Origin of the sequence: Streptomyces sp. NBC_01006, assembly GCF_045162725.1 — a bacterium.
Lineage (GTDB): Bacteria > Actinomycetota > Actinomycetes > Streptomycetales > Streptomycetaceae > Streptomyces.
Genome location: NZ_CP108700.1, coordinates 7,573,485 through 7,595,789, shown reverse-complemented (window position 1 = coordinate 7,595,789; position 22,305 = coordinate 7,573,485). Strand labels below are relative to the sequence as shown.

Here is a 22,305-nt window from a genome sequence, read left to right as displayed (position 1 = left end):
CACCGCGCAGCCCGGCCCCCACCTGCGCCTACGTCGGCCGGGGGGCCGGGTGACAGCGGTCCGGGGGGTTTAGAACTCGACCACCGAGCGGAGGACCTCGCCGCGGTGCATGCGGGTGAAGGCGGCTTCGACCGCGTCCAGGGGGATGGTCTCGGAGACGAAGGCGTCGAGGTCGAGGCGGCCCTGGAGGTAGAGGTCGATGAGGAGGGGGAAGTCCCGCTCGGGCAGGCAGTCCCCGTACCAGGAGGACTTGAGGGAGCCGCCGCGGCCGAAGACGTCGAGCAGCGGGAGTTCGAGCTTCATCTCCGGCGTCGGCACGCCGACCAGGACCACGGTGCCGGCGAGGTCTCGGGCGTAGAAGGCCTGCTGGTAGGTCTCGGGGCGGCCCACGGCGTCGATGACCACGTCGGCGCCGTTGCCGCCGGTGAGGGCCTGGACGGCCTTGACCACGTCCTCCGTACGGCCGTTGACGGTGTGGGTGGCCCCGAGGCCCCGGGCCCACTCCAGCTTCCGGTCGTCCAGGTCGACGGCGATGATCCGGCCCGCGCCGGCGAGGCGGGCGCCGGCGACCGCCGCGTTGCCCACTCCCCCGCAGCCGATGACGGCGACGGAGTCGCCTCGCCCGATGTTGCCGGTGTTCAGGGCGGCGCCGAGGCCGGCCATCACCCCGCAGCCGAGGAGTCCGGCGGCGGCCGGGGAGGCCGCCGGGTCGACCTTGGTGCACTGGCCGGCCGCGACCAGGGTCTTCTCGGCGAACGCGCCGATCCCGAGCGCCGGGGAGAGCGGGGTGCCGTCCTCCAGGGTCATGGGCTGCGTGGCGTTGTGCGTGTTGAAGCAGTACCAGGGGCGGCCGCGCTTGCAGGCCCGGCAGGTGCCGCACACGGCGCGCCAGTTGAGGACGACGAAGTCGCCGGGCGCGACGGAGGTGACGTCCGGGCCGACGGATTCGACGATTCCGGCGGCCTCGTGGCCGAGGAGGAAGGGGAACTCGTCGTTGATGCCGCCCTCGCGGTAGTGGAGGTCGGTGTGGCAGACCCCGCAGGCCTGGACCTTGACCAGGGCCTCGCCGGGTCCCGGGTCGGGCACGAGGATCGTCGTCGTCTCCACCGGTGCGCCCTTGCTCCGGGCGATGACCCCTCGTACGCGATGCGTCACGTCGTACCCCGCTCTGGTGTGATCTGTCTGGATCAACGAACGTACACGGGCGGGGCGGTGGAAGGGAGCCGTGTCACCCCGAGGAATTGGGAGTGGCGAGTTCCGGCGGTACGGCGGCGCGAAGTGCCGCTCCGAAGGCGGCCACGGCGGGGTGGGCGGCGGCGCCGCTGCGGAAGGCGACCTGGGTACGGCGCTCCATGAGGAGGCGGGTGAGGGAGACGGCCGGGTCGGCGGGCCCCGTGACCCCGAGCTGCGGGACGACGGCGACGCCCTGGCCTGCCGCGACCAGTGCGAGCACGGTGGGGAACTCGTCGACCCGGTGGCGGATCCGCGGGGTGAACCCGGCGGCCTGACAGGCACGCAGGGCCATGGCGTGGCAGAGGGTGCCGTGGGTGGCCGTGATCCAGGGGGCGTCGGCGTGGGCCCGCAGGACGGCGCCCTGGTCGGGTCCGGGGGCGGTGGCCGCGGCGGCGGCCGCGCCGGCCGCGGCCGCCGCCGGGGCGGCCAGGTACATCGACTCCCGGTAGAGCGGCTGCGTGGTGAGCCCGGGCTCCTGCGGGGCGGGGACGAAGTCGTACTCGTGGATCAGGGCCACGTCCAGGTCCCCGGCGCGCAGCGCGTGCGCGACCGCCGCCGGGTCGGTCTCCGAGACCATCGGCTCCAGCCCCGGGTGGCGCCGGGCAAGGGCCACCAGGGCGGCCGGGACGATGGCCCGGATGGCGGTGGGGAAGGCTCCGATGCGCAGGGCCCCGGCCAGGCCGCCGCGCGCCTCGGCGAGATCGGCGTCGGCCTGTTCCAGCCGCTCCAGCACGGCCTCGGCGTGCCGGACCAGGTTCTGCCCGGTGGGGGTGAGCCGGACCCGGCGGCCGGTGCGTTCGAGGAGCGGCAGCCCCGCCTCGCGTTCGAGGACGGCGAGTTGCTGGGACACCGCCGAAGGGCTGAAGGCGAGGGCCTCCGCCACGGCGGCGATGGTCCCGCGGCGGGCGAGTTCGCGCAGCAGGCGCAGGCGTCGTACGTCGAGCATCGGCTCAGCTTACGGGTTGGGTAAGAAACGCGAACTGGATTTGACGCTCGGGGCAGATGAAGCTCGTGGGCATGGCACAGGACCTCTCCCTCCACGGGATTCACGTACCGCTCGTCACCCCGTTCACGCGCACCGGGGACATCGCCGCCGACGCCCTGGAGGCGCTCGCCCACCAGGTGCTCGACGAGGGCGCGACCGGGATCGTCGCTCTCGGCACCACCGGCGAGGCCGCCGCCCTCGGCGAGGCGGAGCGCGACCTCGTCACCGGCGTCTGCGCCCGGGTCTGCGCCGAGCGGGGCGCGGTGCTGACCGTGGGCGCCGGGGCGGGCGGCACCCGGGGCGCCGAGGCGGCGCTCGGCCGGCTGGCGAGGTGGCCCGAGGTGCGGGCGGCGCTGGTGACCGTGCCCCCGTTCGTACGGCCCGGGGCGGCGGGGGTGCTGGCGCACTTCGCGCGACTGGCCGGGGTGAGCCCCGTACCGCTGGTCGTCTACCACATCCCGTACCGGACCGGGCAGCCGCTGGACGCGGCCGCGCTGCGGGCGCTCGGGGAGCTGCCCGGCGTGGCGGGGATGAAGTACGCGGGCGGCGGCGTCGGCGAGGAGGCGGTGGCACTGCTCGGCGCGCTGCCGGACGGGTTCGCGGTACTGGCGGGCGACGACCTGTACGTGTCTCCCCTGCTGGCGATGGGCGCGACGGGCGGGGTCCTCGCCTCGGCGCACCTGGCGACGGCGCGGTACGCGGAGCTGGCCGCGGCCTGGCGGGCCGGTGACGTGCCCCGGGCCCGGGCCTTGGGCCACGCTCTGGCCCGGCTCTCGGCGGCGCTCTTCGCCGAGCCGAATCCGGCGGTCGTGAAGGGCGTGCTCCATGCCCAGGGCCGGATCCCCACCCCGGACGTACGGCTCCCGCTGCTGCCGGCGGGCGGGGCGGCGGTGTCGGCGGCGCTGGAACGGCTCGCGGAGGTCTGAAGACCGTCCGGCAGCGCGACGGGCGTGCCGGGAAGCGTCCCCTGTGGGCGGTTCACAAAGAACGGGCTAGATGCCCGAATCGGGCAGGTGTTCAGGCGACTTGTCCGTTTCCTCGAACGGCTTCCGGAGCCCGTGATGTGAGTCACTCGAATAGGAGCAACATCATTAATCCGGAGTAGGCGGTTCCCTTTTCCCGGAAAGGAATTCGGCATTCCCGGAAGGCGCCCCCAAGGTCGTTTCCGACCTTGAAACCGGCAAGTCGATCACCCGGGGGAATTCGTGCCTTGTTCCCGCCCGGCGCACTCGCTTACCTTCACGTCATTCCCAGCGGGCAGCTGCCGAAACCGGCGGCCGCCAGGGATCCCCCGCACCCCCACGTGAGGAATTCCGCCATGCCCGGACTCGGTAAGCACCGTCGGCCGAAGCAGCGCCCGATCGCCCGCAAGCTGGCCTTCGCCGGTACCGGCGGCGCCGCCCTCGCCCTGCCGCTGATCAGCGCGACCACGGCCGGCGCGGCCGTCACGCAGCCGGCCGCGGCGCCCGCCGTGAAGACCGTCACGCTGCCCGCCGTCAAGCCGGCGCTGGAAAAGGCCGCGCTCCCCCTGACCTATTCCGTGACCGTCGGCGACACCCTTTCGAAGATCGCCGTCGAGCACGCGGTGAACGGCGGCTGGCAGGCCCTCTACGAGGCCAACCGGAGCGCCATCGGGTCCAACCCTTCGATCATTCGCCCCGGGCTCAAGCTGAGCATCGGCGCGGCGGCCAAGGCGGCCGCCGCGAAGGCGACCGCGGTGAAGGCGGCCGCCGTGGCCAAGCCCGCCACCACGTACGCGAACAACCTCGACGGCTGGATCCGGCAGTCGCTGGACATCATGGCGCAGCACGGAATCCCCGGCAGCTACAACGGAATTCACCGCAACGTCATGCGGGAGTCCTCGGGCAATCCGATGGCCATCAACAACTGGGACTCCAACGCGGCGGCCGGCATTCCCTCCAAGGGCCTGCTCCAGGTCATCGACCCGACCTTCCGGGCCTACCACGTGCCCGGCACCTCCCTGGACTCGTACGACCCGGTCGCCAACATCACGGCCGCCTGCAACTACGCGGCGGCCCGCTACGGCTCGATCGACAACGTCAACGGCGCCTACTAGGCCCCCCGAAGGGCCGCCCGCCCCGGCACCGACGCTAGAGCCAGCCCTGGCGGCGGGCCGCGCGGACGGCCTCCATGCGGTTGCGGGTGCCCGTCTTGCCGATGGCCGAGGACAGGTAGTTCCGTACCGTCGACTCCGACAAGTGCACCCTGGCCGCGATGTCGGCCACGGTCGCCCCGTCGACCGCCGCGCCCAGCACGTCGACCTCGCGCGCGGTCAGCGGGTTCGGGCCGGCGCTGAGCGCGGCCGCGGCGAGCGCGGGGTCGATCACGGTCTCCCCTGCGAGCACCCGGCGTATCGCGGCGGCCAGTTCCTCCACCGGACCGTCCTTGACCAGGAACCCGGCGGCCCCCGCCTCCATCGCCCGGCGCAGGTAGCCGGGGCGCCCGAACGTGGTCAGGATCAGCACCCGGCAGCCGGGGAGGCGCGTGCGCAGCTCGGCGGCCGCGTCGAGGCCGCTGCGGCCCGGGAGTTCGATGTCGAGCAGGGCCACGTCCGGCTGCGCCTCGACCGCGGCGGGCACGATCTCGGTCCCCGTGCCGACCTGTGCCACGACCTCGATGTCCTCCTCCAGCCCGAGCAGCAGGGCCAGCGCGCCGCGCATCATGCCCTGGTCCTCCGCGAGCAGGACCTTGATCATCGACTCTCCTCGTTCTCCGCCGGCTCCACCGGGAGTTCGGCCGTGACCCGGAAGCCCCGCCCCGGGCTCGGTGCCGGGCCGCCTGCCAGGGTGCCGCCCGCCGCGGCGAGCCGTTCCGTCAGGCCGGTCAGTCCGCTGCCCGGCGGGGTCGAGCCTACGCCGCTCCCGTTGTCGGTGATCACCAGGCGGACCCGCTCCGCCGTGCTCCGTACCTCGATCTCGCAGGTGGTCGCGCCGCTGTGCCGGATGGCGTTGGTGGCGGCCTCGCGCACCACCCAGCCCAGCAGCGCCGCCGCCTGCGGGGGCAGCGGGGGCCCCGACTGCCGTACGACGGGCTCGATCCCGGCAGCGGTCAGCGCGCCGCGGGCCCGGTCGAGCTCGGCGGCGAGGCTGGCCTCGCGGTAGCCGGTGACGGCCTCCCGGATCTCGGTGAGCGCCTGGCGGCCGACCGACTCGATGTCGGCGACCTGGGCGAGCGCCGCGTCCATGTCCCGCGGGGCGATCCTGCGGGCGGCCTCCGACTTCACGACGATCACCGACAGGGTGTGGCCGAGCAGGTCGTGCAGATCGCGGGAGAAGCGCAGCCGCTCCTGGTCCACCGCGGCCCGGGCCAGCTCCTGCCGGGTCTCGCGCAGTTCCTTCACGGTCTCGGACAGGGCGAGGATGGCCGCGGTGACCATGCCGGAGACGAGGGTCCCGTAGATGATGCCGAGGGTGTCCCAGCCCTCGTCGAGCCCCGCGATCACCCCGGCGAGGCCGGTGACGGCGAACATCACCGGGCCGAGCGTGCGGCCCCGGACCACCGCGCCGGTGGCCAGGCCCCAGAGCGGGAAGAACAGCAGCCAGTTGCCCCCGTACGCGAAGGCGAGGGCGCAGGTGACCGCGCCGAGGGCGGCCAGGCACCAGCGGGTGCTCGCGGCCTCCCGGGCCCGCCGGTCGAAGGCACGGAACACCAGGGTGATGTAAAGGGAGTTGAAGAGCAGCAGGCCGAGGGCGCCGACCCAGGGGTTGGGGGTCTCCCCCTTGATGACGTTGGAGATGGCTCCCATGCCCAGCAGCAGCCACGGCAGCAGGGTGAAGGCATTGGGCGGGCCCATCGGGCCGCGGCCGTAGTCGGGGGCCTCACCGCATGCCTTGGGCCGCTTCTCCTTCGCCCGCCATTCGGCTTTGCGGATCGCCCAGTCGGCCTTCCACGCCTCCCTTTGCCTGCGCCTGTCCTGCATCTTCATTCCCGGTCCCTGCTCCATGCGTTACACCGTCCTCGCGGACCGACGGTACGAGAGCACTGCGTACGAGCCGAACAGCAGGGCCCATACCGCGAGTACGGCGGCCGCGGCCAGGCTGGGGGCAGCGCCGTCGGCGAGGGACTGGCCTATCTCGGCGAAACGGCGCGTCGGGGTGAAGCCGGACAGGGAGCGCAGCCAGTCCGGGAACAGCTCGACCGGGAACCAGAGTCCGCCGACGATGGAGAGCGCGAGGCTGCACCCGACGTTGACCACGCCGGTGGACTGGGCGGTGAGCCGGTACCCGTTGCCGATGCCGAGCAGCGTGAAGGGGAGCGCGCCGAGCCACAGGACGAGGGCGACGGCGGCCCATTGCCAGGCCTCCAGCCGGACCCCGTTGACGATGGCGCCGGCCGCTAGCACGGCGGCCACGGCGGGAAGCACGGTCACCGAGCCGGTCAGGGCCCGGCCGACCACCACCTGGCGGGGGGTCATCGGGGTGACCCGCAGCTGCCGCAGCCAGCCGATCCCCTTGTCCTCGGCGACTCCGGAGCCGGTCCCCAGGGCCGAGCCCAGGGCCCCGTACGCGGCCATGGCCACCATGGAGGCGGTCTTCCACCCGCCGGTGTCGGCGCCGGTGCCGAGGTTGGTGAAGAGCAGGTACATCAGCACCGGCATGCCGATGCCGAAGACGACGAAGGAGGTGTCGCGCAGGGTCCGGCGGACTTCGAGGCGGACGTAGGCGGTGATCATCGGGCGCTCCCCGCGGCGGCGGTGTGGCTGGTGGTGTGGGTGAGGTTGTGGCTGTCGGTGAGGGCGAGGAAGGCCTCGTCGAGCGAGGGCGCGGTGACCTCGATCCCGCGGACGGCGCCGAGGCCCGCGAGCGCGACGACCGTCGCGTCCGGGTCCTCCGTACGCAGCCGCGCGCGGTCTCCCCGCACCTCCACGGAGACCACCCCGGGCAGTTCGCCGAGCCCCTCGGTGGGGCGCCCGGCCAGGTCGACGCAGACCAGCGACCCGCCGGCGGCACGGCGCAGCTGCTCCCCGGTGCCGTCGGCGATGATCCGGCCGGCGTCGACGACCACGATGCGGTCGGCGTGGGCGTCGGCCTCCTCCAGGTAGTGCGTGGAGAAAAGGACGGTGTTGCCGCGCCGGGCGAAGCCGCGCATGGACTCCCAGAAGGCGCGGCGGGCCTCCACGTCGAGGGCGGCGGTCGGCTCGTCGAGCACGATGAGCTCCGGGTTCCCGGCGAGGGCGACGGCGAAGCGGACGCGCTGGGCCTGACCGCCGGAGAGCCGGTCGATGCGGCGGCCGGCGAGCTCGGTGAGCCCGGCGAGTTCCAGCGCCTCGGCGACGGGCATGGGGGCGGGGTAGGTCCGGGCCACGAAGCCGATGAGCTCGCGCACGGTGATCCGCGGTACGGCGCGCCCCTCCTGGAGCATGGCGCCGACCCGGCCGGCCCGGACCGCCCGGTCGGGGGTCTCGCCGAAGAGCCGTACGCTGCCCGCGTCGGGCTCGTTGAGCCCGAGCAGCAGGCTGATGGCGGTGGACTTGCCCGCGCCGTTGCGGCCGAGCAGGGCGACCGTCTCGCCGCGCCGGACGTCGAGGTCGATGCCGGCGACGGCCCGGACGGCGCCGAAGGACTTGGTGGCGTGCCGGAACCGGACCGCGGGCTCTTCGTGCGGCGGCTTCGCCGACCGCGTCGGCTCAATCGTCTGCGTCATGCCCACCACGCTACGAATCGGGGCGGGTCCCCCGGCAGATCCGCATGTACGGACCCGACCAGTACAAATGTCCCGGCGGCTACCCCGCCGCTACCCGGCCTGTCCCGCCGGCCGGAGCCGGGACCTGCCGGCACGGGCGCGCAGCAGGGTGCGGACGGGGGCCACCAAGCCGTAGCCGACGTCCTTGCGCAGCGCCTGGACGCCGGCCCGCTCCACGGCGGCCAGTTGGTGTCCCATGAGCTCCGTCATCGCGGCGATCACGGGGCGCAGGCCCGGCTCGACCAGGTCGAGGATGCCGTCGGTGGCGTCGAGGGCACTTCGGGCGCGCCGGGTTTCGGCGGCGAGGAGGGCGCGTACAGCCGGGGTGTCGCGGGCCTGTTCGAGGTCGGCCCGGGTGACGGAGTGCTCGGCGAGGCGGGCGCGCGGGAGGCAGAGCCGACCGTCCGCGAGGTCTCCGGAGAGGTCGGCGAGGAAGTCGACCCGCTGGGCGGCGTCCACGAACCGCCGCCACGCGGCGGCCTGTTCCTCGTCGGGGCCGCCCTGGTACTGGAGTCCGGTGAAGACCAGCACCCCGGGCCACGCATAGGCGTCGAGGTAGGACTGGAAGTCCTCCTCGGTGTCGAAGCCGTCGAAGCCGGCCTCGGCGGTGGCCGCGCCCTCCAGGAACCGGGAGACCCAGTGCTCCGGCAGCCCGCGGGTGGCGACGGCGTGGGCGTACGCGCGCAGCAGCGGGTCGGGGCTGTCGCCGGTCCTGAGCGCCGCCTCCGCCTGCCCGGCGAGTACGGCCAGACCGGCGGAACGTTCCTGCGGGGTGCCGGTCTCGGCCACGTCGTCGACGAGGTTCATGAAGGCCACCCCCGCCGTCAGCCAGGGCACCAGCGGCGGAGCGGCGAGCAGGCGCAGCGTCACGTACGGGGCCGGCTCGCGGCGCAGGACCCGGCGGGCGACGTACGTGTAGTCGTCGCGCAGCCGGGGGCCGGTGATACCGGCCGCCGTGAGGGTGTTGCGCCAGCTGGGCATGGTGGTGGGACTCCCCGGATCGAACCGCTCGTACCGCTCGTACGGACACACGATGTCAGGAGCGGTAGACCTTCTTCACCTTGCCCTGGGTGTCGGCGTAGACGTACCCGCCCTGGCCGTACTCGTCGGTGAGGTAGGGCCGCATGGACGGGGTGTTGTCGAGGAGCCAGGGTTCGACGATGACGTAGCGGGAGGTCGGGTTGGCCACGCCGAGTTCCTGCTTGGCCTGGTCGAGGAGGCCGGGCAGGGCGTCCCAGTTGACGGACGCCATGTCGATCAGCGGCTCGTCCGCCTTGATGGTGCTGCCTGGGCCGGTGCGCTTCGCCTCGCCGTCGCGGTACTGGTAGCGGTCGTAGGTCTTGGCTCCGGGGGCGGTGGGGATGGACGCGAGCACGTACTCCTCGTAGATGTTCATCTCCACGAACTGGGTGGTGCCCGTCTTCTGCTTGAAGGCCTCGATCGCGGTCCGCACGTTGGCTGGGGTGAGCAGGCTGCCCTTGGGGGCGGCGACCGGGCTGCCGACCGACTTGGGAAGGCTCTGCTTGGGGCCGGGGGTGGTGCCGGAGGGGCCGGCGCTCGCGGTGGTCCCGCCGCCCTTGGCCTCGCCGCCCCCGCCGCCGGAGTTACCGCCGGGCATCCACTTGACGAGCCCGATCACGCCACCGGCCAGGACCAGCGCGAGGAGGCCGCCGAGCAGCACCGGGCGGCGGCGCGGGGTGTGCGCCGCCGGGACGGGCGTGGTGACCGAGTACGGGGAGCCGCCCCCGGGGGTGAACGGCGCCGACGGCGCGTAGGGCTGCGCGCTCGGCGGCCCGTACTGGCCCAGGACCGTCGGCGGCGCGAGGGGCCGGGCGGCCGGCGAGGCCCCGCCGCCGAGAGCACTGCTCGCATCCCGGAGCAGCTGTTCCAGCTGCGCCGCGTCGGGCCGTACGGACAGGTCCCGCACGAGCAGCCGTTCCAGTACGGGCCCCAGCAGGCCGGAGCGCACCGGAGCCGGGATCGGCTCGTCGAGCACGGCGACGACGGTGGCCAGGGTGGTGGCCCGGCGCAGCGGGTGGGCCCCCTCCGCGGCCACGTAGAGGAGCATGCCGAGCGACCAGAGGTCGGAGGCCGCCAGACCTTCCTCGCCGCGGGCGCGCTCCGGGGCGATGTACTCCGGCGAGCCGATGAGCACGCCGGTGGAGGTGAGGGCGGTCGAGTCGTGCAGGGCCGCGATGCCGAAGTCGGTCAGCACGGCCGAGCCGTCGGGGCGCAGCAGCACGTTGGCCGGTTTCACATCGCGGTGGAGCACCCCTTCGGCGTGGGCGGCCCGCAGCGCGGACAGCACGTCGAGGCCGAGCCGCAGCACGTCGGCGACGGGCATCGGCCCCGACTCCAGCCTGTCGTGCAGGGAGCCGCCCTTGACCAGCTCCATCACGATCCACGGATGTCCGTCCGTGCCGGCGGCGGGCTCGACGATGTGGTGGATCGTCACCACGTGCGGGTGCGCGAGCCGGGCGAGCGCGCGGGCCTCGCGGATGGCGCGTTCACGCAGTTGTTCGGTGAGCCCGGGCTGGGCCGCGGCGGTCGCCGGGTCCGGCGGGCGCACCTCTTTCAGGGCGACGTCGCGGTGCAGTGCGATGTCGCGGGCGCGCCACACCGTGCCCATACCGCCGGCGCCCAGCGGCGCGATCAGTTCGAAGCGGCCGTCGACCAGCTGTCTGCCGGCCTCACTCATGTCCATGGCCGGTCATCGTAGGCGCAGGCAGTGTCAGCAGAGTCGGCGGTCCACCGTCACCGTGCCCTGGGCGCTGGACACCGTACGGTCGTAGCAACCGCGTCCGGCGTCCGACCCGTACATCTGGTAGTGCTCGGAGCCGGTGCCGACCGCGTGCCGCTGCTCGCGCGGGACGTTCGCCGTGTAACTCGCGTCGCCGGTGTACCGGTCGTCGAGCCAGGTGCGGTCCACGGTGCGGCCGCCGCGCAGGGTGGTCGTCTCGGCGAGGTCGCCGAGCGCGATGACGGTCCGCAGCCGGTCCCCGGCGCCGAGGGTGGTCTCGCCGTCCATCGTGTACGTGCGCGCGGTGCGGACGGTGGTGGAGCCGCGGGTGACACTCTCCTCGTCGGTCCAGTTCGCGGTCAGGGCGTCCTGGTTCTCGCCCTCCGTCCACCGGTGCGCGGAGGTGTTGTGCACGGCGCGGGTGACGGTCGTGGTGACCCGGCCGTGGGAGGTGTCGAGCCGGCCGGCGACGGTGAGCCGGTGGCCGCCCTCGGTGTCGAGGCGGTGCTGCGCGGCAGGTGTTCCGGGTGTGGCGGGCGTCCAGCGGGTGGAGTTGGCCGGTTCGCCCTCCTCGTGGCGGGTGAGGGAGCCGGTGACGACGGCGCGGCCCTCGTCCTGCCACAGGAGCAGGTTGTTGGGGGTGCTCCAGCCGCTCTGCCCGGCCGGGACGCCGGCGACGGACACCTCGATCCGGTGCGGGCGGCCGTCGTTGAGCAGCGCGGCGTACGGGGTGAGGTCGTACACGACCGGCTGGACGTCGAAGGCGCGGGGCGCGGGGGTGACGTACCAGAGGAAGGGGTTCGACCAGCCGCCGGTCCACACGGTCGGGAAGGGGGCCGCGATGCCGGCGAGCTGTCCGTCGACGGAGATGCGGACCTCGCGGTACGGACCGTCGGCGGCCTTGCAGGAGTACGGGGCGGCGTCGGGGGTGGTCATGTACCAGTACTCCTCGCAGCCGCCGCCGGAGCCGGTGGCGTACACCTCGGCGAGGAGCCGCTCGGTGTTGCGCGGGGTGGTGACGGTGGGGGTGGTCAGCGGCAGGACGCGGTCGGGGGTGTCGGGGGCGGTGTGCCGGTCCCGGTCGGCGGCGTAGAAGGTCAGGGTGACCTTGACGTCGATGACGCCGGTGTAGGTGTCGTCGACGAAGTTGCCGATCAGCATCTCGACGGGCTGCGGCCGGCTGAGGGTGTCGCGGTAGCGGGTGACGTCCTTCTCGACGGACCAGGTGATGCCGTCGGGCGAGGGCTCGGGGGTGGAGGTGCGCAGGATTTCGACGCCGCCGAGGGAGAGGTGGCCGAGGCGGTCGTACTGGCGGCCCTTGACCTTGCCGTCGAGGCGCAGGACGACCTTGGCCCAGGTCCCGCCGCACGCGGCCGGGGGTGCGTAGCTCCCGACGTACGGGGTGTAGTCGCGGAACTGTGCCTCGGCGACGGTCACCTCGCAGGACCGGGTCGCGGGCCGTGCGACGGGCGGGGCGGCGGTGAGGGGGTCGTGCCAGTCCGTTCCGAACTCGGCGGGCGGTGCGGCCGAGGGCCGGGCGGCGGAGGCGTGGACCCCGCTGTCGCCCGCGGCCGGGTCGGCGGCGGCCGCGGGTCCCGCGGCGCCGGCCAGGGTGCCCGCGGCGAGCGCGAGCGCGCTGAGCAGGCCCATGATCCTGTGTCGTGTCATGGCCCCGCAGTGAATCCCGCCCCACGGGCCCGGCACCAGGGGCCCCGGCCCGCTCCTGGCCGGATTTCGCCCCCGCCAGATCAGGCGGTGGGGAGGATGACCGTACCGTCGTCGTCCGCGTGGACCGTGTCACCCGGGCGGAACGTCACATCGCCGATGGTGACCGGCCCGTCCACCGTGCCCGCACCCGTCTTGCCGCTCTTGCGGGGGACCGTGCCCAGTGCCTTGATGCCGAGGTCGAGTCCGCCGAGGGCCACGCTGTCGCGGACCGCGCCGTTGATGATCAGGCCCGCCCAGCCGTTGCGCTGCGCCGCTCCGGCGATGAGGTCGCCGGTGAGGGCCGTGCGCAGGGAGCCGCCGCCGTCCACGACGAGCACCGCGCCCCCGCCCGGTGTGCTGACCAGCTCGCGCAGCAGCGCGTTGTCCTCGTGGCAGCTGACGGTCCGCACCGGGCCCGCGAAGAGCCGCCGCCCGCCGAACTGGCGGAACTGCGTGGTGCAGAGGGCGAGGGCCTCGCCGTGCTCGTCGTACAGGTCGCTGGTGGGGGCGGGGGTGACGCTCATGGGTCTCGGGGCTCCTCGCAGCTGGTACGTCGCGCCGTGCGGCCCGAGCCTAACGGGTGGCTTCGGGAGGGCTCAGTCCCGGGAGTTGCCGAAGAGGATGCGGTAGCCGATGAGCAGGACCAGCGAGCCCGCGATCGCGGAGCCCCAGGTGGCGGGGTCGTAGAAGTCGTGGCCGATCGGCTTGTCCAGGAACTTCGCGGAGAGCCAGCCGCCGATGAAGGCTCCGGCGATGCCGATGAGCGTGGTGCCGATCAGGCCGCCGGGGTCGCGGCCGGGCAGCAGGACCTTGGCTATGAAGCCGGCCAGCAGCCCCAGGACGATCCAGCTGACGATCCCCATGGTCGTTCACTCCGCTTCGCTCGTACGTAGGTGTTCGCGTTCTCACCAGGGAGGACGCGAACACCGGCGAAACGGTTCTCGGCCGCCTCAGACCGCCACCCGGCCCGCTACGGGTGCGGGTGCGGGTACGGAGGCGGGTGCGGGTACGGAGGCGGCGGCCGGTGCGGGCGCCGCGCCCGGCGCCGTACGCGTCAGCAGCAGCACCCCCCGCGCCGCCGCGAGGGCGCCGGCCACGGCGAGCAGGAGTCCCACCGCGCCGCCCTGGAGGCGCTCGCCGAGCAGGATCATGCCGATGGCGGCCGCGGCCAGCGGGTTGGCCAGGTTCACCACGGCGAGCGGCGCCCCGAGCCCGCCCCGGTAGGCCCGCTGCGACAGCAGCATCCCGCCGACCGCGAACACCACGACGAGCAGGGCGACGGCGACGACCCGCACGCTGAGCAGGGCCCCGCCGCGGCCGCCCGCGACGGCCACCGTCTGGGTCAGGGCGGAGGCCACGGCGGAGGCCAGCCCGGACGCCGTCGCGTGCCGCAGCCCCGAGCGCACGTCCCGCCGTACGGTCAACAGCGTGATCGCGGCGATCGTGGCCCCGGACACGGCGAGCGCTTCGGCCAGGGTGAGCGTGTCGTCGGGGGCCGGTCCGGAGGCCGGGAGCAGCAGCAGCCCGAGCCCGACGACGGTGGCCAGGGTGCCCCGCCATTCGGTGGCCGCGACCCGGCGGCCGGCGCCGTGCGCCCCGAGCGGGACGGCGGCGACGAGGGTGAGGGCGCCGAGCGGCTGGACCAGGGTGAGCGGCCCGTAGCGCAGGGCGGCCGCGTGCAGCAGCGCGGCGCCGGCGTTCAGCCCGGCCGACCACCACCAGGCCCCGTTGCCGAGCAGGGCTCCGGCGCTGCGGGCCACGGCCGCGCGGGCGAGCCGCTCCTGGGCCACGGCCGCGGCCGCGTACGCCACGGCGGAGGCGAGGCAGAGCAGGACGGCGAGGAGGGTGGCGTTCATCGGCCGGCCCCCACGGCCTCGGCCGCCCCGGCGGTGCTGCGCGGGCGCGGCAGGTGCCGTACGACGGCCAGCGACCCGGAGCGGACCCGCGGACGCGGCACGATCAGCAGCGCCCCGCCGAGCAGCACGGTGGCCACGATCGCGTCGAGCCAGTAGTGGTTGGCGGTGCCGACGACCACGAGCAGCGTCACCAGCGGGTGCAGCAGCCACAGCACGCGCAGGCGGGACCGGGTGGCGGCGATCATGCCGAGCGCCAGCACCAGTGCCCACCCGAAGTGCAGCGAGGGCATCGCGGCGAACTGGTTGGCCATGGTGTCGGTGGCGGGCGCGGCCCGGTAGACGGAGGGCCCGTAGACCTGTGCGGTGTCCACGAGGTGCGCGGCGCCGAGCATCCGCGGCGGTGCGAGCGGGAAGGCCAGGTGCAGGGCGAGGGCGGCGCCGGTCAGGACGGCGAGCACGCGCCGGGCCCACAGGTAGTGGCCGGGCCTGCGCACGTACATCCAGATCAGGAAGAGCACGGTCGCCGGGAAGTGCACGGCCGCGTAGTAGGTGTTCGCCGTGTGCACGAGGGCGTCCCCGTGCAGGAGCAGCCGCTGGATCGCGCCCTCGCCCGGCAGGTGCAGGATGCGCTCGGCGTCCCAGATCCGGCCGGCGTTGCGGAACGCCTCGTCGGTGCGGTCCGTGGAGAGCATCCGGCCGGCCTTGTAGACGGCGAACAGGCCCGCGACGAGCAGCAGCTCGCGTATGAGTCGGCGCCTCGGTCCCGGTATCGGGCCGTCGGCCGGCCCGGCGGGTGTGGTGTGGGAGCTCATTTCCCCCGCTTTCTCTTCTCTGTGCTCGCGCGCCGCCTGTACGCGGACATCGACACGCCAGTGTATCGATACATTTGCGTATCGATACGCGGGTGTACCGATACGCTTGCGTTCCCGTACACTTTCCTCACGGATACATCAGCTGCGGAGCCCCCGAGGAGAGCCGCTCACCATGACGTCGACAGCGCCCGCCGCGCGCCGCTCCAAGATCACCCCGGAACGGGTGCAGGAGTTCTACGACGCCGTCCTGGAGCAGTTGCGCGAGCACGGGTACGAGGCACTGACCATGGAGGGCGTCGCCGCCCGGGCCTGCTGCGGGAAGTCGACCCTCTACCGGCAGTGGAAGACCAAGCCCCAGCTGGTCGCGGCGGCCCTGCGCGCGAGCCGGCAGGGCACGCTGGCCGCTGTGGACACCGGCACGCTCGCCGGCGACCTGCGCGAGGCGGCCCGGATCGCGGCCGGCAGCTCGGGACGCGACACCCGCCTCACCCAGGCTCTCGGGCACGCCGTGCTCAGCGACGAGGAGCTGCAGGCGGCGCTGCGCGAGGCGCTGGTCGAGCCGGAGCTGGCCGCGTTCGACGCGATGGTGGCGCGGGCCGTGGCGCGCGGCGAGATCGCGGCGGGCCATCCGGCCGTGGAGTTCCTGCCGGCGCAGCTGATGGGTGTCCTGCGCATCCGGCCGGTCCTGGAGGGTCAGTACGCAGACGCCGACTACCTGGTCCGGTTCGTCGACGCGGCCCTGCTGCCCGCCCTGGGCCTGGCACCCGTCCCGGCCCCCGCGCCCGCCCCGGACCCGGACCGGGCCGAGGCCCCCTGAACCGGTGGGCCGCCGTCTCCGATGACCGGACGGCGACCCGCCCGCGCTGCCTCGTGGGGACGGCGGCAGCGCGCCACCCGGACGGGGCGGTGGTCACTCACTCGAGGGAGTGACCACCGCCCGGTCTGTGCGGCCCCACGTCACACGCTCGCGTCAGGACCGCGGCGCGCCCATGGTCCGGGCGAACTCCTCCGGATCCGCGTCGAAGCCCCGTACGGCGGCGTCCAGTGACCAGGCCCCCGAACCGTCGCGCGTGAACTCCGCGATCGTGGCCGCCGTGGCGTCCGGGACCCCCGCGAAGTCGGTCACCGCGAGGTCGGTGTAGCCCTCCCGGATCCGGACGCCTGTACCGCCTATGGCCGCGAAGGTCTTCGTACGCGCACCCCGCTGCCCGGTGTCCTGGATGACCACGCCGACCACCACACGCCCCAACTCGGGCGCCATCCGGTCCAGTTCGAGGGTCATCACCTCGTCGAAGCCGAAGCCCTGGCCGGTGTGGCTGTCGCGGTTCAAGGTGATGGTGCCGTCGGGCGAACGGCTGCCGAAGTGCACGAGGTGGACCGGCTCCCCGTGGGGATCCGCGGCGCCGAACACCGCCGCGATGATGTCCAGGTCGTGGGCGGGCGTGCCCGCGGGGCTCGGATCCCACCGCAGTGCGATCTCCACCTTGGCCAGGCCCTTGCGTACTCCGCTCGTCGAAGTGCTCACCGAACTCACCGAACTCCCCCTCCGCTTGCCGGGTGTTGCCCCGCCATGCTGTCATGCGGCGGCCCCGCCGGTCCGGACGAGCGTACGTTCCCGGCCAGTTGAGCCGGATACCGTCCGCCGCTCAGGACCCGGGCGGGACGCGTACGGTCTCCACCCAGCCCGGCGGCTGCGGTGCGTCGGCCCCGATCAGCGCGGCGATCAGCCGACAGGACGGGGTCTCGTCCGGCCACGGCGTGTACCCGTCGGTCAGCACGACGACTATGTTCGGCCGGTCCGCCGCCGCCAGCGCGGCCTTGATGCCGACGCGCATGTCGGTGCCGCCGCCCCCGGCCAGGGTCACCTGCTCGACGCTCGTCACCCGGGCCACGGTGTGCACGTCCGCGTCGCAGGCCAGGACGGCGACCCGGTTGCCCCGGACCCCGACCTCCCGCAGCACGCCGGTGACCTCGCCGAGCGCGGCGGCGAGCTCGTCCTCGCCCATCGACCCCGAGGTGTCGATGACGATCGCGACCCGCGGCAGCGGCCGGCGCAGGCTGGGCAGCACCACGCGGCCGCCGAGCGCCGGAGTGCGCCGCGAGGGGCGGCGATAGGTGTAGTCCACCGCGCCGCCGGCCCAGGCCGCGGCCTCCCGCACCGCCCCGGACAGCGCGCGGCGCCAGTCGACGGTGGGCTCCAGCAGCTCCTGCGCCCAGCGCTGCCAGCCGGCCGGGAGCCTGCCCCGGGCGCGCTGGTGGGCGCGCATGGCCTGGGCGGTCTGCCGGCGCAGCGCCTCCGCCTCGACCGGGCCGATCCGGGCGGGACCCGCCGCCTCGCCGAGCTCCCAGGGCATCGGCTTGCCGTGGGCCCCCGAGCCGCAGTCCGGTGCGTGCGGCGGGGTGGCCGGGATCGCGGGCAGGTACGTCTCGAACATCCCGCCGGTGGCGAGACCGAAGTGCCGGGGCTCCATCCGGCCCTCGGGCAACGCCAGTCCGTCGGCGAGGAGGTCGTCGTTGATCTCGCAGTCCTGGGCGATGTTGACGCGGCGCCGGTCGCGCTGGTCGGCGGCCGGGAGCCGGTCGGCGCGGGCGTGGTGGTCGCGCAGCAGGTGGGCCGCCTCGTGGATCCACACCCCGGCCAGTTCCGCGACCGGCGTGGCGTCGACGAACGCGGGTGAGACGTAGCAGCGCCAGTGCCGGTCCACACCCATCGTCGGGACCCCGGCCGAGGGGACCACGGTGAGCGCGTACAGGGCGGAGGCGAGGTACGGCCGGGCCTCGGCCGCCTTGTACCGGGCGGCCAGCAGTTTGGCCCGGTCCAGGCGGGCGCCGGCGGGAGCTCCGTCCCCGGGCTCGCCCGTCGGGCCGTCCATGGACACGCTCACCCGCCCGTCAGCCGCCGCCCGGCAGGGCGCCGGAGAGCTGGAGCAGTTCGACGAAGGCGTCGATCCCGGCGGGCACCGGCCAGTCCAGGTCGCGCATGGCGGCCAGGTCGGTGGCCGCCCGCGCGGCCACGTCGGGCACGCCCGCGTCGACCGCCTTGGCGAGGACCGCCCAGCCGGCCTCCCAGCGGGGGCGGGTGAGCTCGCCCTGGACGGCGGCGACCACGGCGATCAGGAAGGCCAGCTGCCGGTCGCCGCGTTCGGGCAGGGCGAAGGCGTCCGGGTCGGCGAGCACCCGGTCCGGGTCGGGCAGGTCGAGGTGTTCCACGTACGAGAGCAGCTCGATCCCGGCCGCGTCCCCGACGGCCCCGGTGAGCGCGGCGGCCAGGGCCTCCCGGCCGGCGCCGGCCGCGTACCCGGTGGCCAGCAGCCGCAGCGCCATCTCCCAGGTGCGCGGGGAGGGCCAGGCGCGGCCGCGGCCCTCGGCCTCGTTCGGCATGTGGTGGACCAGGCCCGGCCGGGCGGTCAGGAAGCCGGAGATCACGCCGCGGGCGCGGGCTGCGGCCCCGGAGGCGCGGGCGGGGTCGACGGCCGGGATGGCCACCTCGGGCCAGGTGCCGGCCAGGCCGCGGGCCACGGTGCGAGGGTTGTGGGTCCAGTCGAGGTGGACGAAGCGGTTGGCCAGCGGCGGGCTGAGGTGCCAGCCGTCCGCCGCACTGGACGGTGGATTGGCCGCGGCGACGATCCGTACGGACTCGGGCAGGACGAGGCTGCCGATCCGGCGCTCCAGGACCACGCGCAGCAGGGCCGCCTGCACGGCGGGCGGGGCGGAGGACAGCTCGTCGAAGAACAGCAGTCCGTGGCCGGTGCGGGCGAGGCGGACCGCCCAGTCCGGCGGGGCCATGGGCACGCCGGTGGTGGCGGGGTCGTCGCCGACGATGGGCAGCCCGGCGAAGTCGGAGGGCTCGTGGACACTGGCGATGACGGTCTCCAGCTCGACGCCGAGGGCGGTGGCGAGCTGCTGCATGCCGGCGGACTTGCCGATGCCCGGCTCGCCCCACAGCAGGACGGGCTGATTGGCCGTCACGGCCAGGGCCAGCGCTTCGAGTTGGGGGTTGGTCGCGGGCTCGGTGCGGGTGGCGCGGAGCCGGGCGCCCAGGGCGTCGGCGGCCGCCAGGGCCCGCGAGGGCTGCGGCTGCGGCCCTCGCTGCGGCGGGGTGCTCATGCGTCCTCGTGCTCCTCTTCCTCGCGCTCTTCCATGTACTCGTCGAACCACTCCGAGCCGATGCCGGGGAACTCCTCCTCCACCCGGCTGCGCAGGAAGGCGAGGTCGGTGCGCTTGTAGCGGCGCACCACCTGGGCCAGCGACAGCTCCGCGTCGTCGACGACGTCGATCCGGCTGCCTGCCGCGAGGTACTCCCTGACCAGGTCCGCGGAGCCCCCGTACTGGACCGCCAGCTGGAGCGGGGTGAGCCCCGCCTTGGTCCGGGCCTCCAGGTCCAGGCCCGCCGCCAGCAGCCGCGGCAGCAGCACCTCGTGGTCGAGCAGGTGCAGGACGTGCAGCAGCGTGTACCCGCGGGCGTCGCGGATCCGGGGATCCGTGCCCGCGTCGAGCAGCGCGACGACGCCCGGGGTGTCCCCGTGCTGGAGGCGCAGGAACAGGTCCTGGCGCTGTGCCCGCAGGGCGCGCGGCAGCCGCCCCTCGCCCGTGGTCCAGATCTGCTGCACGGCGAAGCAGCCCTGGATCGCGCCGCCGAACGCCCGCATGGCGCGCTCGCGTTGCTGCTCCTCGGCGCTGTGCGGGAGCAGGTCCAGTACGCCGCCCTGGGAGCGGACCTCGTGCCACTCGCCGCGGCAGCGCACCCGTACGGACTTCGCCTCGGCGGGGCCGGGCGGACCGGCGGCGGGGCCGGCCTCGGGGAACAGCGCGGCGGCGACCAGCGGGTGCAGCTCGCCCGGGGTGAGCCGGCCCGTGCGGACCAGTTCGAGGTCGGGGAGCCGCTTCCAGGCGAACAGCGGCAGCGGGAGCACTCCCCTCAGCTCGTCCGCGCCCGCCGCCCGGACCCGCAGCCCGTCGCCCGGACCGGAGCCGGCGGTTTCCACCAGCAGGCTGCCGCGCCAGTCGACGGCCAGCCTGAAGCGTTCACCCGCGCCGGCCGCAGCGAGGCGGCGCACCTCCGCTCCCAGCCGCGTCAGGTCGGCCGAGGAGGTGGCCATCAGGGTTTCCGGGTCCGCCGCGGTGCCGTACCGCGGGTTCTCCGCGGGCTTGGTCAGGTCCCGTTCGATCCCCGCGGCCTCGTACGCCTCGGCGAAGTCTCCGCGGGCCTGGAGCAGGGCGACCCGCTCGGCGCGCCCGGCCGGGTCGGTGGTGCCGGTGTCACCGGTGGCGGGATCGGCGATGGGCAGCTCGGACGCGGGCAGCGGGGTGCCGTCCGGGCGGAAGAAGGGCAGCCGCCGGCCGCCGCCGCTGAAGCGCTCGCGCAGCGCGGCCGTGTGCCGGGCGTCCCAGAGCGGGCGGGCCGCGGTCCAGTCCTCGGGGCGCAGCCGGTGGGCGCCGCCGAAGGTGCGGTGGAGCGGCGGGGGTTCGACCGGCTCGCAGTCCAGCCGCAGCCGCTGCGGACCCTCGATCATCGGGCCGGTGGCCACGGACAGCACCGGCGCATCGGCGCCGCCGCCGTAGCGGGCGAGCAGCACGCGCACGTCGGGCTCGACGGTCGTACGGCCGCCCAGGACGCGGGGCAGGTGCCAGCGCACCAGGTCGGGCGCGAGGTGGCGCAGGTCCTCCGCCACCGCGGCGGCGACCGGCGCGCCGTAGCGGCCGGCGAGTCCGGGCAGGTCGAAGGTGACGTCCACGGCGGCGGCCGCACAGGCGGCCTGCCAGTCGCCGGCCAGCCGGTGCGCGGTGGCGCGCTCGATCATCCAGCCGGGTACGGCGTAGCGGCGGATCCGCTGCCAGGCCGCGCCGTCCTCGGCCCGGAAGCCCCCGGGCAGCGCGCCGTGCTCGGTGTACCCGCTCACCGGTACACGCTCGTGATCGCGGCGAGGTCGGGGTGGGCGGGCAGGGCGGGCCGCAGCCGGGCGGTGAAGGACCGCTTCACCTTGCGGGGCAGGCCGGGGCCGAGGCCCACGTACTCCAGCGGGGAGTCTTCGGGCACCGCGGCCAGCAGGCACTTCGCTCCGCGCCCGGTGAGCCCGGTGTGGCGCAGTTCGAGACGGCGCAGCGGGCTGCCTGGGAGGGCGGCGGCCAGGGCGTGCGCTCCCTCGTCGCCGGTGTCGTTGCCGGCGGAGCCGAGGCTGCGCTCGGACATGGCCCGGCCGAGGTCGAGGGCTTCGATCCCGCCGAGGGCCTCGGCGAGGGCGCGGGCGCCGGCCGGGCCGATGCCGTTGCCGCCGAGGCCGAGTCGGACCGGCCGCGCGGGGTCGGCGGCCGCGGCGGCGGCCAGGACGGCGGTGCCCTCGTCGCCGAGGTGGTTGGCCGGGAGGTACAGCTCGCGCACCCCGGCCTCCCGGATGAGGGCGGCGAGCAGCGGTGCGGCCTCGGCGGTGAGGCCGTTGCCGCCGAGGAAGAGCCGTTCGAGCGGGGTCTCGCGGGTGCGCAGGGCGTCGAGGAGGAGGCGTACGCCGTCGATTCCGATGCCGGTGTTGACCAGGTCGAGGGTGCGCAGGGTCCGGTTGCGGCGCAGCAGGGCGGCGAGGGTGCGGGCGCCGTCTTCGAGGACCGGATTGCGCTTGAGCCACAGGGCCTTGACGCCGGTGTCGTCCGCGAGGGCGCCGGCGAGCGCGGCCACGCCGTCGGGGCCGATGCGGTTGCAGCCCAGGTAGAGGGTGTGCAGTCCGTGTCCGTCGGTGAGGGCGCCGGCGAGCGTACGGGCTCCTTCGTCGCCGATGGAGTTGGTGCCGAGGAGGAGGTGCCGGGCGTGGGCGGAGCCGGCGGCGACGGCGGCCACCCGGGCGGCGCCGGCCGGTCCGAGGCCCTGCTTGCACAGGTCGACGCGGCCGTCCGCGCGCAGGGTGCCGATCGGGAAGGCCTCGTCGGCCCCGACGGCGTCCTCGGCGGCGAGCCGCGCGAGCAGCGGGTCGAGCCCGGTCGGGTCGACGATCGGCAGGTCGGGGTGCTCGATCGCGGGGCACCGTACGGGTGTCGGTTGTGTCATCACCACTCCACCGGTCCTTCGCCGGTGCCCGGCGTCCACAACGACAAGGAAGAAAACGCAAGACCGGCCGGATTCGAACCGACGTCCTCCAGCTCGATGCGTGGGCGCGACGACCTCTGCGCTACGGCCTTGCTGCGGGAGATCATACCCACCCGCAGGCCTGAAATCGATCACCAGTTTGAGCCGTTCGGGTAGGCGCGATGTACGGACAAACCGGACCCGCACCCCTTCGC

Annotated in this window: 21 protein-coding genes and 1 pseudogene; 3 read left to right on the top strand and 19 right to left on the bottom strand. The window is 74.6% G+C overall.

The genetic code is table 11. The features are described from left to right. Positions 1–69: 69 nt before the first annotated feature. Complete coding sequence (locus OG509_RS34655) at positions 70–1,155, bottom strand: S-(hydroxymethyl)mycothiol dehydrogenase (RefSeq protein ID WP_406186527.1); 1,086 nt, start codon at positions 1,153–1,155, stop codon at positions 70–72. A gap of 73 nt (positions 1,156–1,228) precedes the next feature. Beyond that, positions 1,229–2,179, bottom strand: a complete 951-nt coding sequence (locus tag OG509_RS34650) for a LysR family transcriptional regulator (protein ID WP_406186526.1) — start codon at positions 2,177–2,179, stop codon at positions 1,229–1,231. A 71-nt stretch (positions 2,180–2,250) separates the two neighbouring features. Here OG509_RS34650 and OG509_RS34645 point away from each other — a divergent pair, with 71 nt between their 5' ends. Both OG509_RS34645 and OG509_RS34640 read left to right on the top strand, forming a co-directional pair. Further along, complete coding sequence (locus tag OG509_RS34645; protein WP_406186525.1) at positions 2,251–3,144, top strand: dihydrodipicolinate synthase family protein; 894 nt, start codon at positions 2,251–2,253, stop codon at positions 3,142–3,144. A gap of 392 nt (positions 3,145–3,536) precedes the next feature. Beyond that, entirely contained in the window at positions 3,537–4,295 is a 759-nt protein-coding gene (locus tag OG509_RS34640) for a transglycosylase SLT domain-containing protein (RefSeq protein ID WP_406186524.1), read from the top strand. A 34-nt stretch (positions 4,296–4,329) separates the two neighbouring features. Here the strand turns inward: OG509_RS34640 and OG509_RS34635 are convergent, their stop codons facing one another. From OG509_RS34635 to OG509_RS34585, 11 genes are all read right to left on the bottom strand, one after another. Next, a complete protein-coding gene (locus OG509_RS34635) occupies positions 4,330–4,935 on the bottom strand; it encodes a response regulator (protein WP_385589755.1) in 606 nt (201 codons plus the stop codon). Beyond that, positions 4,932–6,158: a sensor histidine kinase gene (locus tag OG509_RS34630; RefSeq protein WP_406187769.1), complete on the bottom strand. Its 1,227-nt coding sequence runs from the start codon at positions 6,156–6,158 to the stop codon at positions 4,932–4,934. The genes OG509_RS34635 and OG509_RS34630 overlap by 4 nt, the downstream gene beginning before the upstream one ends. 27 nt (positions 6,159–6,185) lie before the next feature. Continuing rightward, positions 6,186–6,908, bottom strand: a complete 723-nt coding sequence (locus tag OG509_RS34625) for an ABC transporter permease (protein ID WP_406187768.1) — start codon at positions 6,906–6,908, stop codon at positions 6,186–6,188. After that, positions 6,908–7,882 carry an ATP-binding cassette domain-containing protein gene (locus OG509_RS34620; RefSeq protein ID WP_406186523.1) on the bottom strand — a complete coding sequence of 325 codons (975 nt, stop codon included), beginning with the start codon at positions 7,880–7,882 and terminating at the stop codon, positions 6,908–6,910. The genes OG509_RS34625 and OG509_RS34620 overlap by 1 nt, the downstream gene beginning before the upstream one ends. A gap of 90 nt (positions 7,883–7,972) precedes the next feature. Further along, positions 7,973–8,902 carry a squalene/phytoene synthase family protein gene (locus OG509_RS34615; RefSeq protein ID WP_406186522.1) on the bottom strand — a complete coding sequence of 310 codons (930 nt, stop codon included), beginning with the start codon at positions 8,900–8,902 and terminating at the stop codon, positions 7,973–7,975. Between the two features lie 55 nt (positions 8,903–8,957). Continuing rightward, a complete protein-coding gene (locus tag OG509_RS34610; RefSeq protein ID WP_406186521.1) occupies positions 8,958–10,625 on the bottom strand; it encodes a serine/threonine-protein kinase in 1,668 nt (555 codons plus the stop codon). 27 nt (positions 10,626–10,652) lie between these two features. Beyond that, positions 10,653–12,329: a peptide-N4-asparagine amidase gene (locus OG509_RS34605; RefSeq protein WP_406186520.1), complete on the bottom strand. Its 1,677-nt coding sequence runs from the start codon at positions 12,327–12,329 to the stop codon at positions 10,653–10,655. An 80-nt stretch (positions 12,330–12,409) separates the two neighbouring features. Further along, positions 12,410–12,892 (bottom strand): ribonuclease E activity regulator RraA, encoded by a 483-nt coding sequence (rraA, locus tag OG509_RS34600; RefSeq protein WP_406186519.1) that lies wholly within the window; start codon positions 12,890–12,892, stop codon positions 12,410–12,412. 72 nt (positions 12,893–12,964) lie between these two features. Beyond that, positions 12,965–13,231, bottom strand: coding sequence for a GlsB/YeaQ/YmgE family stress response membrane protein (locus tag OG509_RS34595; RefSeq protein WP_030154099.1), 267 nt, complete (start codon positions 13,229–13,231; stop codon positions 12,965–12,967). An 87-nt stretch (positions 13,232–13,318) separates the two neighbouring features. Further along, the gene (locus tag OG509_RS34590) at positions 13,319–14,224 is read right to left on the bottom strand and encodes a hypothetical protein (protein ID WP_406186518.1); all 906 of its coding nucleotides are present in this window, start codon (positions 14,222–14,224) and stop codon (positions 13,319–13,321) included. Continuing rightward, on the bottom strand, positions 14,221–15,036 hold the full coding sequence (locus OG509_RS34585; protein WP_406186517.1) for a phosphatase PAP2 family protein: 816 nt from the start codon (positions 15,034–15,036) through the stop codon (positions 14,221–14,223). The genes OG509_RS34590 and OG509_RS34585 overlap by 4 nt, the downstream gene beginning before the upstream one ends. 172 nt (positions 15,037–15,208) lie before the next feature. Between OG509_RS34585 and OG509_RS34580 the strand changes: the two genes are divergently transcribed. Beyond that, positions 15,209–15,853, top strand: a complete 645-nt coding sequence (locus tag OG509_RS34580; protein WP_406186516.1) for a TetR/AcrR family transcriptional regulator — start codon at positions 15,209–15,211, stop codon at positions 15,851–15,853. A 153-nt stretch (positions 15,854–16,006) separates the two neighbouring features. On the opposite strand, the gene OG509_RS34575 is transcribed toward OG509_RS34580, so the two are convergent. The 6 genes and pseudogenes from OG509_RS34575 to OG509_RS34550 all read right to left on the bottom strand — a co-directional run bounded on the left by OG509_RS34575 (position 16,007) and on the right by OG509_RS34550 (position 22,203). Continuing rightward, complete coding sequence (locus tag OG509_RS34575; protein WP_406186515.1) at positions 16,007–16,561, bottom strand: TerD family protein; 555 nt, start codon at positions 16,559–16,561, stop codon at positions 16,007–16,009. 121 nt (positions 16,562–16,682) lie between these two features. Next, complete coding sequence (locus OG509_RS34570) at positions 16,683–17,909, bottom strand: DUF2201 family putative metallopeptidase (RefSeq protein ID WP_406186514.1); 1,227 nt, start codon at positions 17,907–17,909, stop codon at positions 16,683–16,685. 19 nt (positions 17,910–17,928) lie between these two features. Then, positions 17,929–19,143 carry an AAA family ATPase gene (locus OG509_RS34565; RefSeq protein WP_406186513.1) on the bottom strand — a complete coding sequence of 405 codons (1,215 nt, stop codon included), beginning with the start codon at positions 19,141–19,143 and terminating at the stop codon, positions 17,929–17,931. After that, entirely contained in the window at positions 19,140–20,936 is a 1,797-nt protein-coding gene (locus OG509_RS34560; protein ID WP_406186512.1) for an ankyrin repeat domain-containing protein, read from the bottom strand. The genes OG509_RS34565 and OG509_RS34560 overlap by 4 nt, the downstream gene beginning before the upstream one ends. Then, positions 20,933–22,072: a gala protein gene (locus OG509_RS34555; protein WP_406186511.1), complete on the bottom strand. Its 1,140-nt coding sequence runs from the start codon at positions 22,070–22,072 to the stop codon at positions 20,933–20,935. Before OG509_RS34555 ends, OG509_RS34560 begins: the two co-directional genes overlap by 4 nt. Before the next feature lie 58 nt (positions 22,073–22,130). Beyond that, positions 22,131–22,203: pseudogene (locus OG509_RS34550) on the bottom strand. Positions 22,204–22,305 lie beyond the last annotated feature (102 nt).